13 protein-coding genes are annotated in these 16,060 nt (G+C 60.2%); 12 read left to right on the forward strand and 1 reads right to left on the reverse strand.

Translation table 11 applies throughout. From position 1 onward, the window contains the following. Positions 1-314 precede the first annotated feature (314 nt). The 9 genes from glnE to PSH64_RS02450 all read left to right on the forward strand — a co-directional run bounded on the left by glnE (position 315) and on the right by PSH64_RS02450 (position 11,107). Positions 315-3,251, forward strand: a complete 2,937-nt coding sequence (gene glnE, locus PSH64_RS02410) for a bifunctional [glutamate--ammonia ligase]-adenylyl-L-tyrosine phosphorylase/[glutamate--ammonia-ligase] adenylyltransferase (protein WP_305479821.1) — start codon at positions 315-317, stop codon at positions 3,249-3,251. 349 nt (positions 3,252-3,600) lie between these two features. Then, positions 3,601-4,635, forward strand: a complete 1,035-nt coding sequence (gene waaF / locus PSH64_RS02415; RefSeq protein ID WP_305479822.1) for a lipopolysaccharide heptosyltransferase II — start codon at positions 3,601-3,603, stop codon at positions 4,633-4,635. A 1-nt stretch (position 4,636) separates the two neighbouring features. Next, positions 4,637-5,698 (forward strand): lipopolysaccharide heptosyltransferase I, encoded by a 1,062-nt coding sequence (gene waaC, locus PSH64_RS02420; protein ID WP_105340530.1) that lies wholly within the window; start codon positions 4,637-4,639, stop codon positions 5,696-5,698. Beyond that, complete coding sequence (locus PSH64_RS02425) at positions 5,698-6,819, forward strand: glycosyltransferase family 4 protein (RefSeq protein WP_305479823.1); 1,122 nt, start codon at positions 5,698-5,700, stop codon at positions 6,817-6,819. The genes waaC and PSH64_RS02425 overlap by 1 nt, the downstream gene beginning before the upstream one ends. Then, the gene (gene rfaP, locus PSH64_RS02430; protein ID WP_105340528.1) at positions 6,819-7,625 is read left to right on the forward strand and encodes a lipopolysaccharide core heptose(I) kinase RfaP; all 807 of its coding nucleotides are present in this window, start codon (positions 6,819-6,821) and stop codon (positions 7,623-7,625) included. The genes PSH64_RS02425 and rfaP overlap by 1 nt, the downstream gene beginning before the upstream one ends. Next, positions 7,625-8,359 carry a lipopolysaccharide kinase InaA family protein gene (locus PSH64_RS02435; RefSeq protein ID WP_105340527.1) on the forward strand — a complete coding sequence of 245 codons (735 nt, stop codon included), beginning with the start codon at positions 7,625-7,627 and terminating at the stop codon, positions 8,357-8,359. Before rfaP ends, PSH64_RS02435 begins: the two co-directional genes overlap by 1 nt. Next, positions 8,356-9,108, forward strand: coding sequence for a lipopolysaccharide kinase InaA family protein (locus PSH64_RS02440; RefSeq protein WP_105340526.1), 753 nt, complete (start codon positions 8,356-8,358; stop codon positions 9,106-9,108). The genes PSH64_RS02435 and PSH64_RS02440 overlap by 4 nt, the downstream gene beginning before the upstream one ends. Then, positions 9,108-10,559 (forward strand): lipopolysaccharide kinase InaA family protein, encoded by a 1,452-nt coding sequence (locus tag PSH64_RS02445; protein WP_305479824.1) that lies wholly within the window; start codon positions 9,108-9,110, stop codon positions 10,557-10,559. The genes PSH64_RS02440 and PSH64_RS02445 overlap by 1 nt, the downstream gene beginning before the upstream one ends. Positions 10,560-10,771: 212 nt before the next feature. Next, positions 10,772-11,107: a YceK/YidQ family lipoprotein gene (locus tag PSH64_RS02450; RefSeq protein WP_105340656.1), complete on the forward strand. Its 336-nt coding sequence runs from the start codon at positions 10,772-10,774 to the stop codon at positions 11,105-11,107. 81 nt (positions 11,108-11,188) lie between these two features. Here the strand turns inward: PSH64_RS02450 and PSH64_RS02455 are convergent, their stop codons facing one another. Then, complete coding sequence (locus tag PSH64_RS02455) at positions 11,189-11,992, reverse strand: hypothetical protein (RefSeq protein ID WP_146114666.1); 804 nt, start codon at positions 11,990-11,992, stop codon at positions 11,189-11,191. Positions 11,993-12,289: 297 nt separating this feature from the next. Here PSH64_RS02455 and PSH64_RS02460 point away from each other — a divergent pair, with 297 nt between their 5' ends. From PSH64_RS02460 to PSH64_RS02470, 3 genes are read left to right on the forward strand one after another with little or no spacing between them, the layout of a single operon-like run. Next, a complete protein-coding gene (locus PSH64_RS02460) occupies positions 12,290-14,047 on the forward strand; it encodes a carbamoyltransferase (protein ID WP_105340523.1) in 1,758 nt (585 codons plus the stop codon). After that, the gene (locus PSH64_RS02465) at positions 14,031-15,161 is read left to right on the forward strand and encodes a glycosyltransferase (protein ID WP_105340522.1); all 1,131 of its coding nucleotides are present in this window, start codon (positions 14,031-14,033) and stop codon (positions 15,159-15,161) included. Before PSH64_RS02460 ends, PSH64_RS02465 begins: the two co-directional genes overlap by 17 nt. Continuing rightward, the gene (locus PSH64_RS02470; protein ID WP_105340521.1) at positions 15,161-16,057 is read left to right on the forward strand and encodes an antimicrobial resistance protein Mig-14; all 897 of its coding nucleotides are present in this window, start codon (positions 15,161-15,163) and stop codon (positions 16,055-16,057) included. The genes PSH64_RS02465 and PSH64_RS02470 overlap by 1 nt, the downstream gene beginning before the upstream one ends. Positions 16,058-16,060: the final 3 nt, after the last annotated feature.

Here is a 16,060-nt window from a genome sequence, read left to right on the forward strand (position 1 = left end):
ATATAAATTCTTGGATTGCCGAGAGGTAGGTTCCGGCGGCGTGTAGTTTTACTACAAATCATCGGGCATTTCAGCCTTTCGAATGTATAGACGAGTAGTAAAACTACAGATGATTGGCTTGTGGCCTCCGGCTACGTTGTGAGAATAATCGTTAAGGTTGGTCTTTTTCCAACCAAAAAAGGTGGAAGCTTGATGATTGCTGCTAAAAATAAAGAAATATCAGCTATTTCTAACCTTTGTTCGACAGTTGATCACGTAGCGCGTTTTCACGAATCACTACATGCAGCCCTTCGCACGCCGATCAAGGATAGACCATGAGCCTGCCTTCGCTTGTAGAACTGCCCGACGGCCTCCTGCCATTTGTCACCCGTGCCGAGCAGTCGTTCCGTACGACCGTCGGGGTTCTTCCCGACGATCATGGGCTGGCTACCTGGACACCCGAGCGTTGGGCGCAATTTGCCCGCGTTACCGCTGCCAGCGACTTTGTGATTGAACAGAGCCTGCGTGACCCTTTGATGTTGCTGGAACTGGTGCAGTCCGGCGAACTGGATCGCCCCCTGGCGCCGGGCGAGTTGTGCGCGCAGATTGCGACGGCGGTGAGCGCCGCCGAAACCGACGACCAACTTGGCCGCGCCCTGCGCCGCCAGCGCGCCCGCCAGCAAGTGCGGATCATCTGGCGCGACCTGACCCGCCAGGCTGACCTGGTCCAGACCTGTCGCGACCTCTCGGACATGGCCGATGCCAGCATCGATCAGGCCTATCAGTGGTTGTACTCGCGGCATTGCCAGCAGTTCGGTGTGCCCACCGGGCGGCGCAGCGGCGAGCCGCAGCAGATGGTCATCCTCGGCATGGGCAAGCTCGGCGCGGTGGAGCTGAATCTGTCATCGGACATCGACCTGATCTTTGCCTACCCCGAAGGCGGCGAAACCGTCGGCGTGAAGCGCTCGCTGGATAACCAGGAGTTTTTCATTCGCCTCGGTCAGCGTCTGATCAAGGCCCTGGACCCGATGACCGTCGATGGTTTCGTGTTCCGCGTCGATATGCGCCTGCGGCCTTACGGTTCGTCCGGCGCTCTGGTGCTGAGCTTCAATGCGCTGGAACAGTATTACCAGGATCAAGGCCGTGATTGGGAACGCTACGCGATGATCAAGGCGCGGGTAGTGGCCGGCGATCAAGTGGCCGGCGCCCAGTTGCTCGACATGCTGCGGCCGTTCGTTTATCGGCGTTACCTGGACTTCTCGGCCATCGAAGCGCTGCGCACCATGAAGCAGCTGATCCAGCAGGAAGTCCGGCGCAAGGGCATGGCCGATAACATCAAGCTCGGTTCTGGCGGCATCCGTGAAGTCGAATTTATTGCCCAGGCCTTCCAGCTGATTCACGGTGGCCGCGACCTGAGCCTGCAGCAACGTCCTCTATTAAAAGTGCTGAGCACCCTGGAAGGGCAGGGCTACCTGCCGCCGGCGGTGGTCAGCGAACTGCGCCAAGGCTATGAGTTCCTGCGTTACACCGAACACGCGATCCAGGCAATTGCCGACCGCCAGACCCAGATGTTGCCCGATGGTGCACAGGACCAGGCGCGCATTGCCTTTATGCTTGGGTTTGCCAATTGGACGGCGTTCCACGAACAGCTGATGTACTGGCGTGGCCGGGTGGCCTGGCACTTCGGTCAGGTGATCGCCGATCCTGATGAAGAAGGCACCGAGAACGAAGTGGTGGTCGGCGGGGAGTGGCTGCCGCTGTGGGAGGAAGCCCAGGACGAAGAAGCCGCGTGTCGCCAGCTCCAGGAGGGCGGTTTCACCGATGCCGCCAAGGCGCTGAAAGCATTGGCCAGTTTGCGCGGCAGCCCGCAATTGCGTGCCATGCAGCGCCTGGGGCGGGAACGCCTCGATGCCTTTATTCCGCGCTTGCTGGCTCAGGCCGTGGAGCATGCCAATCCCGATCTGGTGCTGGAGCGGGTGCTGCCACTGGTTGAAGCAGTGGCGCGGCGTTCCGCCTATCTGGTGCTGCTGACCGAAAACCCCGGCGCACTACGCCGTCTGCTGACACTGTGCGCGGCGAGCCCGTGGATTGCCGAACAAATCACGCGTTTCCCGTTGCTGCTCGACGAATTGCTCAACGAAGGCCGGTTGTTCAAGCCGCCGCTGGCGCCGGAACTGGCGGCCGAGTTGCGTGAGCGTCTGACCCGGATTCCCGAGGACGACCTCGAACAACAAATGGAAGCCCTGCGGCATTTTAAACTGGCGCACCGCTTGCGCGTCGCCGCTTCGGAAATCGCCGGCAGCTTGCCGTTGATGAAGGTCAGCGATTACCTGACCTGGCTTGCCGAAGCGATCCTCGAACAAGTGCTGGCCCTGGCCTGGCGCCAGACGGTGGCCAAGTACGGTACGCCGCTGCGCACCGACGGCAGCTTGTGCGACCCTGGATTCATTATTGTCGGTTACGGGAAAGTCGGCGGTCTGGAACTGGGGCACAGTTCAGACCTGGACCTGGTATTCATTCATGACGCGGATCCGCAAGCGGAAACCGACGGCCCGAAACCGATCGATGGCGCACAGTTCTTCACCCGGCTCGGGCAGCGGATCATTCACTTGCTGACGGCCCAGACCAACTCCGGTCAGCTGTATGAAGTGGACATGCGCCTGCGGCCGTCCGGTGCTTCCGGTTTGCTGGTGAGTTCATTGGGGGCGTTTGCCCGTTATCAGGAAAACGAAGCCTGGACCTGGGAACATCAGGCGCTGGTGCGGGCGCGGGTGCTGGTGGGCAGTCAGGATGTCGGCCAGGCATTCGAGAAGGTTCGCGCGGCGGTATTGGCCAAATCGCGGGATCTTCCGACCTTGCGCCAGGAGGTCAGCGAGATGCGTGCCAAGATGCGCGATAATCTGGGCAGCAAGAGCACTGCGGCGGGCACCGCGGCAAATGCCTTCGAGGCCACGGCGCCGTTCGACCTCAAGCAGGACGCCGGAGGTATCGTCGATATTGAATTTATGGTGCAATACGCGGCTCTGGCGTGGTCTGAAGCACATCCGTCCTTGCTGCGCTATACCGACAATATCCGCATTCTGGAAGGGTTGGAGGCGCAAGGGTTGATACCCGCCGAAGACGCCAGCCTGTTGCGCGAGGCCTATAAGGCCTACCGCTCCGCCGCTCACCGGGAGGCCTTGCAGAAGGACTCCGGCGTGATACCGGGCGACCAGTTCGTGGATGAACGACGGCAGGTCATGCGGATCTGGCGTGAGTTGGGGCTAAGCTGAACAGGCAACGAGATTCAAATGTGGGAGCGGCGGTGCGACGATTCGACTTGCTCGCGAAAGAGGAGTGTCAGTCACCATTTTTGCTGAATGTGACGGCCTCTTCGCGAGCAAGCCCGCTCCCACATTAGAGCTGCAGTGTTTTTTGGATTGAAGGCAGCAGGCAGCGCGCTAAGCTGTACCGCACTGGATGTGCACCAATACCCAATGTGGGAGCGAGCTTGCTCGCGATAGCGGAGTGACAGTCGACGATAATGTCGAAGGTGATGATCCCATCGCGGTCAAACAGACTTCCACAGTGATTCTCGAGGCGGGGAGGCGTATGCCTCCCCGGTTCGTTTTTGGAAACCACATGAAAATTCTGATCGTTGGGCCCAGTTGGGTCGGTGACATGGTGATGGCGCAGACACTTTTTCAGTGTCTCAAGCAACGCCACCCGCAGTGCGAAATCGACGTGCTGGCCCCTGAGTGGAGCCGGCCCATCCTCGAGCGCATGCCCGAAGTACGTCAGGCCTTGAGCTTCCCGCTCGGCCACGGCGTGCTGGAACTGGCGACGCGTCGGCGCATCGGCAAATCCCTGGCCGGACAATACGACCAGGCCATCCTGCTGCCCAACTCCCTGAAGTCGGCACTGGTGCCGTTTTTTGCCGGCATCGCCAAGCGTACCGGCTGGCGCGGCGAGTTCCGCTATGGCCTGCTCAATGACGTGCGCACGCTCGACAAAGAACGTTACCCGCTGATGATCGAGCGCTTCATGGCCCTGGCCCATGAACCCGGCGCTGATTTGCCGAAGCCGTATCCACGGCCGAGCCTGCGGATCGACCCGGTGACGCGCGACGCCGCGCTGGCCAAGTTCGGTCTGGCCCTCGACCGTCCGGTGTTGGCACTGTGTCCCGGCGCCGAGTTCGGTGAGTCCAAGCGCTGGCCATCCGAGCATTACGCCAAGGTTGCTGAAGCAAGGATTCGTGAAGGCTGGCAGGTCTGGCTGTTCGGCTCAAAAAATGATCACGCGGTGGGTGAAGACATCCGTGCTCGGCTGATTCCGGGGCTGCGTGAAGAGTCGGTGAACCTCAGCGGCGGCACTTCCCTGGCCGAGGCCATCGATCTGCTGTCCTGCGCCGACGCGGTGGTCTCCAACGACTCCGGCCTGATGCACGTGGCCGCCGCGCTGAACCGCCCGCTGGTGGCGGTGTACGGCTCGACGTCGCCGGGCTTCACGCCGCCGCTGGCCGAACACGTCGAGATCGTGCGCCTGGGCATCGAATGCAGTCCGTGTTTCGATCGCACCTGCCGTTTCGGTCATTACAACTGCTTGCGTCAGCTCATGCCGCAAGCAGTGAACGAAGCCTTGCAGCGGTTGCTGGGCACTGTGGTCGAGGTCAAATAGTTTGCGGGTACTGTTGATCAAGACTTCTTCGCTGGGCGACGTGATTCACGCGTTGCCCGCATTGACCGATGCGGCGCGGGCAATTCCCGGCATTACATTCGACTGGGTGGTGGAAGAAGGCTTCGCCGAGATCCCGACCTGGCATCCGGCCGTGGGCAAGGTGATTCCGGTAGCGATCCGTCGCTGGCGCAAGAACATCTGGCAGACCATCAAGAGTGGCGAGTGGAAGCGTTTCAAGCAAAGTGTGCGCGCAACGAAATACGACCTGGTGATCGATGCCCAGGGCCTGCTGAAAAGCGCGTTGCTGACTCGCTATGCCAAAGCCCCGGTAGCCGGGCTGGACAAAAACTCGGCCCGTGAGCCGATCGCCGCGCGCTTCTATTCCCGACGTCTGGCCGTGGCCCGTGGGCAGCACGCGGTTGAACGAGTGCGTCAGTTGTTCGCGTTGGCCCTGGGTTACGACTTGCCCAAAGGGCTGGGCGACTATGGTCTGAACGTCGAACGGCTGGTGGAGCTGCCGCGCAAGAATCCGTACGTGGTGTTTCTCCACGGCACCACCTGGGACACCAAGCACTGGCCTGAAGCTTATTGGCGCGAGCTGGCCGAACGGGTGGGCTATCTCGGTGTGGCGGTAAAGCTGCCGTGGGGCAACCCGGTCGAAAAGGCCCGCGCCGAGCGCATCGCCAAAGACATGAAACACGTCGAGGTGCTACCCAAGCTCAACCTGGCGGGTGTTGGCAAAGTCCTGGCCGGGGCGCAAGCCTGTGTGGCGGTGGACACCGGCCTCGGTCACCTGGCTGCGGCGCTGGACGTGCCGACCCTGTCGCTGTTCGGTCCGACCAATCCGGGCCTGACCGGTGCTTACGGCAAATCGCAGATTCACATGGCCAGCGACTTTCCTTGCGCACCGTGCCTGCAAAAGAAATGCACCTATCAACCGACGGCCGACGATGCCCGTCGGTTCGACCTGAAACGCGAGTGGCCCCTGTGCTTCACGCGTCTGAATCCCGAGCGTGTCGCGAGCCGACTGAGCACGTTGTTACTGGCTGAGGAGCTGCGCTGATGCAATTGGCATTTGTCCTGTACAAGTACTTTCCCTTTGGCGGCTTGCAGCGCGACTTCATGCGCATCGCCCTTGAATGCCAGCAGCGCGGCCATCAGATTCGTGTCTACACGTTGATCTGGGAAGGCGACGTCCCGCCAGGGTTCGAAGTGTTGGTGGCGCCGGTCAAGGCGTTCTTCAATCATCGGCGTAACGAGAAACTCACCGAATGGATGGAGGCCGATCTGGCCAGGCGTCCGGTGGACCGGCTGATCGGTTTCAACAAAATGCCGGGCCTGGACGTTTACTACGCCGCCGACGGCTGCTTCGAAGACAAGGCGCAAAACCTGCGCAACTCGTTGTACCGTCGCTGGGGCCGCTACCGGCATTTCGCCGAGTACGAGCGCGCGGTGTTTGCCAAAGATGCCAAGACCGAAGTGCTGATGATTTCCGAAGTCCAGCAGCCGTTGTTCATCAAGCATTACGACACGCCGCTTGCACGCTTCCATCTGCTGCCACCGGGCATCGCCCAGGACCGTCGTCGCCCTGCGAACGCGGATGAAATTCGCGCCGGGTTCCGCGCCGAATTCAACCTGAAGGACGATGAGCTGCTGCTGGTGCAGATCGGTTCCGGGTTCAAGACCAAAGGTGTCGACCGCAGCCTCAAGGCGCTGGCCGCATTACCCGCCGAGTTGAAAAAACGCACCCGGCTGTTTGTAATTGGCCAGGACGACCCCAAAGTATTCCAATTGCAGAGCGCCACATTGGGGCTCGGCGACAACGTGCAGTTCCTCAAGGGCCGCAGCGATATCCCGCGTTTCCTGCTCGGTGCCGATCTGTTGATCCACCCGGCGTACAACGAAAACACCGGGACTGTATTGCTCGAGGCGCTGGTGGCCGGGTTGCCGGTGCTGGTGAGCGCGGTGTGTGGGTACGCTCATTACATCGCCGAGGCCGACGCCGGCCTGGTGCTGGACGAACCCTTCGATCAGGCGCAACTGACTCAGTACCTGACCGGCATGTTGAACGACGTCGATGCACGGGCGGCCTGTAGCCGCAACGGTCTGGCCTTCGCCGGGACGGCCGACCTCTACAGCATGCCGCAACACGCGGCCGATGTGATTCTGGCGGAGCACGCTTAATGAAGTTGATGCTGGCTGAACCGTTCAAGAGCCTCTGGGCCGGACGCGACCCGTTCGTCGAAGTCGAGGGCCTTAAGGGCGAGGTGTACCGCGAGCTTGAAGCACGCCGGACACTGCGTACTGAAGTGGACGGCCACGGGTTTTTCGTGAAGATCCACCGTGGCATCGGCTGGGGCGAGATCTTCAAGAACCTGCTGACCGCCAAGCTGCCGGTGCTTGGCGCGGGTCAGGAGTGGAAGGCCATTCAACGCCTGCAGGAAGTCGGTGTGCCGACCATGACCGCCGTCGCCTACGGCGAAAAGGGCAGCAACCCGGCAGACCAGCATTCGTTCATCGTCACCGAAGAACTGGCGCCCACCGTCAGCCTTGAAGATTTCAGCATCGACTGGGTCAAGCACCCGCCCGAGCCCAAGCTCAAGCGCGCCCTGATCGCCGAAGTCGCGCGCATGACCGGCATGATGCACCGCGCCGGGGTCAACCACCGCGATTGCTACATCTGCCACTTCCTGCTGCACACCGACAAGCCAGTGACAGCCGAGGACTTCAAGCTCTCGGTGATCGATCTGCACCGCGCCCAGACCCGCCCGACGATTACCCGACGCTGGCGCAACAAGGACCTGGCGGCGCTGTATTTTTCGGCCCTGGACATTGGCCTGACCCGTCGCGACAAGTTGCGTTTCCTCAAAGGGTATTTCCAGCAGCCGCTGCGTCAGATTCTGGCTGAAGAAGCCGGGTTGCTGGCATGGCTCGAAGGCAAGGCCAACAAGCTCTACGAGCGTAAACAGCGCTACGGGGATGCGCTCTGATGCCGGGCTGGAAGCTGGAGCCGGCGTATAGCGATCTGGCAGAAGATTTCGGCAGTCTTGATGCGGTGTTTGCCCTCAACGGTGAGCAAGTGACCCGCGATCCACTGTCCGATGTCATTCGTGTTCAGCGCAATGGCGTCAACTATTACGTCAAACGCTACGTCAGTGCCGGCAAAGGCCTGCGCCGGTACCTGGGCAAACCCCGGGTCAAAGCCGAGTGGCAGAACCTCAAGCGTTTCGCCAAGTGGGGCATTCCCACCGCCGAAGTGGTGGCCTGGGGGCTGGAGCGGCGCGGCGCGGCGTACGTGCGGGGGGCGATGATCACCCGCGAACTGCCGCATACCGAAGACTTGTCGGCCCTGGCTAACCGGCATGATCCGAAACTGGCGGACCGCGCCTGGGTCGATACCATCAGTCGCCAATTGGCCGGTTACACCCGGACCATGCACGACAACCGTTTTACTCATAACGATTTGAAGTGGCGCAACCTGTTGGTCGACGATGAAGCCCGGCTGTTCCTGATCGATTGCCCCAACGGCGATTTCTGGCACGGCTTCTGGCTCAAATACCGCATTACCAAAGACCTGGCTTGCCTGGACAAGGTTGCCAAGTATCACTTGTCGGCCACCCAGCGCCTGCGCTTTTACCTGCAATACCGCCAATGCGCCCGGCTCAATGCCGCGGACAAGAAACGTATTCGGCATGTGGTGAGATTTTTTGAGGGGCGCGAATGACTGATTTTCTGGCTGCTGAAGACCGCGCGCTGCTTGAGCGTCATGGCCTCGGCACCTTCGACACGCTTTGGGCTAAACAGCTCGAAGCAGTGGATGAGCCCAACACCGGTCGGGGTGGTTGGAGCAGTGTGTTTCGACTGGATCTGGAAGGTCATGGTTATTACCTCAAACGCCAAAGCAACTACCTGACGCGTACCTTGCATTCGCCCTTGGGCGAGCCGAGTTTTGCCCGGGAGTTTCGCAACATCCGTCGTTATCGGAAACTGGGTATTCCGGCGCTGCAGGCTGCGTTCTTCGGTAAGCGCAAGGTCGAGGGCGAAGTCCGGGCGATTCTGCTGACCCGTGCACTCGATGGTTGGGATGATCTGGATTCGCTGTTGCAGCGCTGGTCGGACCTGAGCGCTGCGCAGCATTCGGCGATTCTCAAGGCCTGCGGACAATTGGCGCTGCGCCTGCACGGTGTGCGTCAGGTCCACGGTTGCTTTTATCCCAAGCATATTTTTCTCAAGGCCACCGGTGATGGTTATCGGGCTCAGCTGATCGATCTGGAAAAAACCCGTCCACTGCTGTTCGGCCGGCGTGATCGGGTCAGGGATCTGGAGCCGCTGCTGCGTCGGGCGCCGGAATGGAGAGAAAGTCAGCTGCACGAGCTGCTGGCGGTTTATCTGGAGCAGCCATTGAACAGTTTGCGGGTGGACCGCTGGGTGTCGCGGCTGACCGCGCGGCGCAGTCATAAGGAGACGCGTTGATGCGTTTGTCCGAACTGAAAAACGCCGGCCGCAGTCCGAGCCTGCCACTGAGCATTCCACTGGCCGATGCCGCAGGGCCTGCCGAGTTGCAGTTGCTGAATCTGCTGCGGGTATTGCCGGGGCAGCGTTATGTGGGCGCCGGTGTCTGGCGCGGTCGGCCAGTGTTGGCCAAGTTGCTGGTCGGTAGCAAAGCGGCGCGGCATTTTCAACGTGAGCTGGACGGTGTGCGTTTGCTTGCCGCTCAAGGGCTGACCACGCCGTTGTTATTGGCTGATGGCCTCAAGGACGGCGAGGGCGGCTGGCTGCTGTTCGACTTCCTGGAGGGCGCCGAGAGTCTGGGGGATGCCTGGAAACAGGTCGAGCACTTGCCCGCGTTGGCGGATGAACAATCCACAGTGCTGGCCGAGGCCTTGGGCGCCATCGGGCAACTGCATAGCAAGGGCCTGTGGCAGGAAGACCTGCACCTGGACAACCTGCTGCGCCATGGCGGCCAGCTGTATTTGATCGATGGCGCCGGGATCTGTGCCGAGACGGCCGGCAAGCCACTGTCGCAGCACAAAGTCCTGGAAAACCTCGGGGTGTTTTTTGCCCAGTTGCCCAAAGCGCTGGAACCCTTCACCGAAGAGTTGCTGGTGTATTACCTGCTGAGTAACGGCGAGCATGCCTTGCCGATGGAGGCGTTGCAGAAGCAGATCGACAAGGTCCGCCGCTGGCGTTTGAAGGACTTCCTGATCAAGGTCGGTCGCGAATGCACGTTGTTCAGCGTCCAGCGTGGAGCGTTCGGTTTGCGGGCGATTCGCCGTGAGGAAGAGGCCGCGATGCTGCCGGTGCTGGCGCGCGCCGATGCCTTGCTCGATCAGGGGCACCTGTACAAGACCGGTGGCGCGGCGAGTGTCGGCAAGGTCGAGGTGGCCGGGCGCGCGTTGGTGGTCAAGCGTTACAACATCAAGGGCTTTGCTCACTGGCTCAAACGTTTCTGGCGCCCGAGCCGCGCATGGCACTCATGGTGTGAAGGCAATCGCCTGGCGTTCCTGGGCATCGCCACACCCAAGCCGTTGGCGTTGCTGGAGAAGCGTTTTCTCTGGCTGCGTGGCCAGGCGTACCTGGTGACCGAGTATTTGCCGGGGCCCGACATCATCGAGCGCTTCGCGCCGTACGTAAAAAGTGGAGAGGCGCCAGAGGCTGAATTGCAGGCGCTGGATCACCTGTTTGCCGAGCTGATTCGCGAACGGATCAGTCATGGCGATTTCAAGGGCCATAACCTGTTCTGGCAGGAGGATCGTTGGGCGCTGATCGATCTGGATTCGCTGTGCCAGCATGGCTCACTCAGCAGCTTCGCTCCAGCGTATGCGCGGGATCGGGCGCGGTTCATGCGCAACTGGCCCGAGAGCAGTGCGCTGTATCGTGTGATTGATCAGCGTCTGCCCAAAGATATCTCCAGCGCTGCCTGAATCGGGTCGTCGACCCTGTCGCGGGCAAGTCCGCTCCCGCAAGGTTAGCGCCGAACCTGTGGGAGCGCGCTTGCCCGCGATGGTGCCAGATCAGTCTCCCGAGATCTGGCGGACAAGTTCTTGTGAATCGTCCTACATGATCTGCAGAGGCCATGAACTGTGCCCTGAATAGCCACGATGCTAGTTTGCCTGAGGTTTTCGGAGGGCAGACTTTGACGATAAAAATGGCTGTATTGCTGAGCACTTTCTCATTGGCGCTATCCGGCTGCGGAACCTCTGTTACGGTGCTGCAGGACGATGAAGAGGCCGCCCGTAGCCTCAGGAAACAAAAGACCTACTGCCAGTCCATCCCTCGTATCTATAGCGGTCTGGCTCACGACTTTTGCCTTCTGCATGCGCCGCCTGATCCCACCGGGATTCTGGTTCCATTCGTATTGCTGGATTTGACCTTGTCCGGTGTACTGGACACCGTTGTCTTGCCGTACACGATTTACCGGCAGGCAACGGACGGCAATTTGCGGATTTACTGGCGGCCAGGTCGTGGCTAAGCAGGGAGAGAGCGTCCAGCCCGTCATAGAAAGCACGGCTATGTGTAATTGACGGGTGTAGTCGCTCTTGTCAGCCAGAATCTAGTTGAGTGCGAACTGGACAGGCCGTGTATTCCATTGCAAGTCCGGGTCTCCTTCGGCTCCTAGCCAAATGATGTATTGGACGCTGCACGTGCATCCTGCATAGGGCATATAGGCGTGAGGCGGGATCATGAATATGAAGGGCTCGGTCGGTCGGGGTGCGGGGACAGTTTCCACGTGTTGGAAAATCTGTTCGGAATTGATCGTCACAGTCCACCTGAGGGACGAGGCGTTGTATTCGCGCAAATTCTCTATGAGCGGTACGCTCGTTGTCAGACCGCTGGGGTAGTCAGAGATCGGGAGTACGTTGCCGATCAGTCCTTCGACAATGGCCCGCGGGTATTTCAGCTCAGGCACCACTTCTGCCTCTAGCACGGGGGAGCCGGTTTCGTTGCCATTCAGCACGATTGTGTAGCTGATTTTTACCTTCTTGCCGATAAACCTTTCGATTTCATCGGCAGTGAATTCGAGCGGTTGATCATTCCCGGGATCGGTGATCGGAACAGGTTTGAAGTCATGGGAGGCAGAGCCATCCATGGCAGTCCAGTTGACGACAGCATTGGCGCCTTCATCCGACTTGCGGGTGTTGATCAGTACGAAGGTCCGCAAATCCTTTGCCACCTCCATCGGCAAAATAACCCCCCATTTGTCTGCCCCCCAAAAGTACCGGGGCAGCCCCGTGTGCACGGTTCTATAGCCCAGAACAGGTGGGCCAAGGGTTCCGCCAGTGCGAGGCGCCAATGTTTTTGAGTGAGGGGTATGGGAAAAGCCCACTACGTGATCGCCTGGTATCTCCACCATCACATGCTGCTCCTTGTTTCTGTGGGGTGTGTGAATACATTGCGCGGAAGGAGGGGGGCTGGCTACTGACATAAGTAACAGTTATTTAGATTGAACGAACGATCTTGATGGCTGACGCTATGCTGATTCGTTATAAGCGCGCAGGTCTTTCACTCTGCGCCGATGCGTTCAAACCAATGTCAGCCTGACTAACATTCCTTGCTATAATCCCGCCCTTTAGCTGTCTCTCGCCCCTTGCGAGGACACATTAATTTCTGAGGCGCGTTGCGCCTGCATGCAGACTAAAGAGGCTAGACCCCTGTGGCATTGACGATTCTTGGCCTGTCCGGCGCCCTTAGCCATGATCCTTCCGCAGCCTTGTATATCGACGGCAAGCTGGTCGCGGCGGCTGAAGAAGAGCGCTTCGTGCGCGATAAACATGCAAAGAACCGCATGCCTTACGAATCGGCGAAGTTCTGCCTTGAACAGGCGGGAATCAAGCCATCCGACGTTGATGTGGTGGCGATTCCGTTCGCGCCGATCAGCCTGTTCGGCAAAGCTCGCTGGCACTACGCCAAGCGTTACTGGTACGCCCCGGACCGCGCCCTCGACGCGATCCTGATGGGCAACCGTCGCTACAAGCGCTATCGCAACAAGATTGTCTGGTGCCTCGAGCAACTGGGCTTCGATCCGAAGAAAATCAAGATCGAGCCGGTCGAGCACCACCTGGCCCACGCCTCCAGTGCTTATCACTGCTCCGGTTTCAAAGAGAAAACCGCGATCCTGGGGATCGACGGCAAGGGCGAGTACGCTACGACCTTCTTCGGCTATGGCGAAAACGGCAAAATTCACAAGATCAAGGAATTCTTCGATCCGGACTCCCTCGGCGGCCTGTACGGCGCGATCACCGAGTTCCTCGGTTTCGAGATGCTCGACGGTGAATTCAAGGTCATGGGCATGGCGCCTTACGGCGATGCCAGCAAATACGATTTCTCCCGTCTGGCCTCGTTCGAGAACGGCGAGCTGGTGATCAACACCGACTACGCCAACGTCATCGGCCTGCGTCGTTATAAAGAGAAGGGCAAGGGTTTCTACTTCTCGCCGAAGCTGATCGAGTGGCTGGGTCCGAAACGCGAAGGCGACATCGCCGACGAGCCTTACATTCACTACGCCGCGAGCATGCAAGCGCTGTTCGAGAAACTGGCGTTGCAGATGATCGACCACTACCTGGGCGATGTGCTCAAGGAAACCGGCAAGCTGGCCTTCGCCGGTGGTTGTGCGTTGAACGTCAAGCTGAACCAGAAAATCATCGCCCGCGACGACATCAAAGAGCTGTTCGTCCAGCCTGCTTCCGGCGATGCCGGTACCGCGGTCGGCGCGGCGGCTTACGTGTCCCACGCCCGTGGTGTACCGGTCGAGAAGATGGAACACGTCTACCTTGGCCCGTCCTACAGCAACGAAGACGTGATCGCGGCCTGCGCCCGTCACGCCGACAAACCGAAGTGGCGCAAGCTCGACAACATGCCGGAGCAGATCGCCAAAATCATGGTCGATGGCAACCCGGTGGCCTGGTTCCAGGGCCGCATGGAATTCGGTCCGCGCGCCTTGGGCGGTCGTTCGATCATTGGCTGCCCGAGCGTGGCCGGTGTGGCGGATCGCATCAACCATCAAATCAAGTTCCGCGAGCGCTGGAGGCCTTTCTGCCCGTCGATGCTCGACACCGTTGCACCGCAGATGATCAAGATCGATCACCCGGCACCGTTCATGACTTTCACCTTCGAAGTGGCTGAAGAGTGGAAAACCCGCGTGCCGGAAGTCGTCCATGAAGACGGCACGTCTCGGGCCCAGGTGCTCAAGCGCGAATACAACCCGCGCTACTACGACATGATGAAGGCGCTGGAAGTGCTGACCGGTAACGGCGTGTCGCTGAACACCTCGCTCAACCGTCGTGGCGAGCCGATGATCTGCTCGCCGACCGATGCCTTGAATATGTTCTTCGGCTCCGACCTGCAGTACCTGATCATGGAAGACATTCTGGTGGTCAAAGAAGGTGCGGACGCTTATGACACGCTCGGCTGAACGCCATGTGCTGCAGTTCTGTCACGGCTATGACGGGCCGTTTCTGGACTGCGCGCGGCAGTACGCCAGCCTGTTCGCGGGGACCGGTTATCGAGTGACCACGGTGTTTCTGACCGGGGCTGCCGATGCCGAAGTCGCCGCGAGCTGCGCTTCCGATGAAGTGCTGTTCATGGAATACAGCTCCAAGGCCATTCGTGGCCTGAAGCTGGGCGCCATCGGCGATCTGCGCAAGATCGCCGCCTCGCGCAATTTCAGTTTCTGCATTGCTCACCGTTTCAAACCGATCTACATCGCCTTGCTCGGCACTTCGTTGCCGGTCATTGGCGTGCATCACGCATTTGGCGATTACCAGCGCGGCACCCGCAAACTGTTCGCGCACATATTCCGCAAGCGCCTGAGCCTGCTCGGGGTCTCCGATGCGGTGCGTGACGACATGCGTCGTTGCTTGCCGAAATGGCCAGTCGAGCGGATTCAGACGCTCTATAACCGTATTGACGTATCTGCGTTGCAGACCAGTCAGGTATCGGTCCGCGAGGCTCGGGAAACCCTCGGTCTGTCGATGGATGCCTGGATTGTCGGCAATGTCGGGCGCCTGCATCCGGACAAGGATCAGACCACGCTGCTGCATGGTTTTGCCGAGGCATTGCCGGGGTTGCCGGCCAACAGTCAGTTGGTGATCCTGGGCAGTGGTCGCCTGGAACAGGACCTCAAGGCCCTGGCGCGTGAACTGGGTATTGGCGATCGCGTGCTGTTCCTCGGCCAGGTGCCCGAGGCGCGACGTTACTTCCGCGCTTTCGATGTGTTTGCCCTGAGTTCTGATAACGAGCCGTTCGGCATGGTGTTGCTGGAGGCCATGGCCGCCGGTGTGCCGTTGCTCGCCAGCGCGTGTGGCGGAGCCAGGGAAGTGGTCGAAGGCGTGGGCATTCTGTTTCCGCAGGGAGATGCCGGGCACCTGGCGCAAGGGCTGCAGCATCTGGCCGCGATGGACGAGCAGCAACGTCGTCAGTGTGCCGAGCTGATGTTCGACCGCTTGCGCGAGCGCTTTTCCGATCGCGCGGTGCGCGAAGCTTTCTGGCATTTGCCGCACGTTACCGAACTGGCACCGAGGGGCTGATGCTCAACCGATTTAAAGGCTGGCGCGAGCGTGGCTGGGTGCAAGTCGACGCCTCGACTTATGCACAAGCCTGGCAACGTTTTGGCGGCAGTGTCGCGACGCATCCTCTGGTGGTCGAGCGTCTGGCACAGTTGGCCGACATCCCGGTGCGCTACCTGGCTTGGGAGCAGGACGGCGAAGTGAAAGCCGCCATCCCGACCTGGGGACGCGACCTGGCGCTGTCCAAGGACGTGCTCAAGCGCACAGGTAAAAAGGGTCTGTTCGATCTCGGCAATGCCGAACTGATCCTGCCGGCCGCCGCTGATGCCCAGGCACCGCTGCGCCATCGCGGGCGTTACCTGTCGGCGCTGAGCGAAGGTCGTTTTACCGGTATCAAGCTGCAGGCCGAACAACTGGCGTTGGCCCGGACACCTGAAGAGCTGTCGAAGAAGTTTCGCTACAACCAGCGCCGCGAATTGCGCCTGCTGGAAGAGGCGGGCGGTGTGGTGCGGCCGGTTGCCGAGTTTTCCAGCGGTGAACTGGCAGCGATCTATTGCGACCTGTTTCAGCGTCGCTGGGGCTTTCCGGCCACCGGTGCCGAGCGCATGGGCGAGGTGATCGAGTTGTTGCGCGAGTTGCTGATCGGCTCGGTGATTTTCCTCAACGACGCACCGATTGCGACTCAACTGGTGTACCGCGTCGAGGCGCCGCAATGGATCAGCGTCGAATACGTCAACGGCGGTGTCGATCCCCAGACCCGTGAATTCAGCCCAGGCAGCGTGCTGAGCTTCCTCAATACCCAAAGCGCCTGGGAACATGCTCGTGCGTTGGATAAGCCCCTGCGGTTTTCCTTTGGTCGAACCGACCGTGAGTACAAGGATCGCTGGTGCAATTCTGTGCCGGTCTTCACGGTATGAGCC

The sequence above is a fragment of the Pseudomonas sp. FP1742 genome, from assembly GCF_030687145.1.
GTDB lineage: Bacteria > Pseudomonadota > Gammaproteobacteria > Pseudomonadales > Pseudomonadaceae > Aquipseudomonas > Aquipseudomonas frederiksbergensis_D.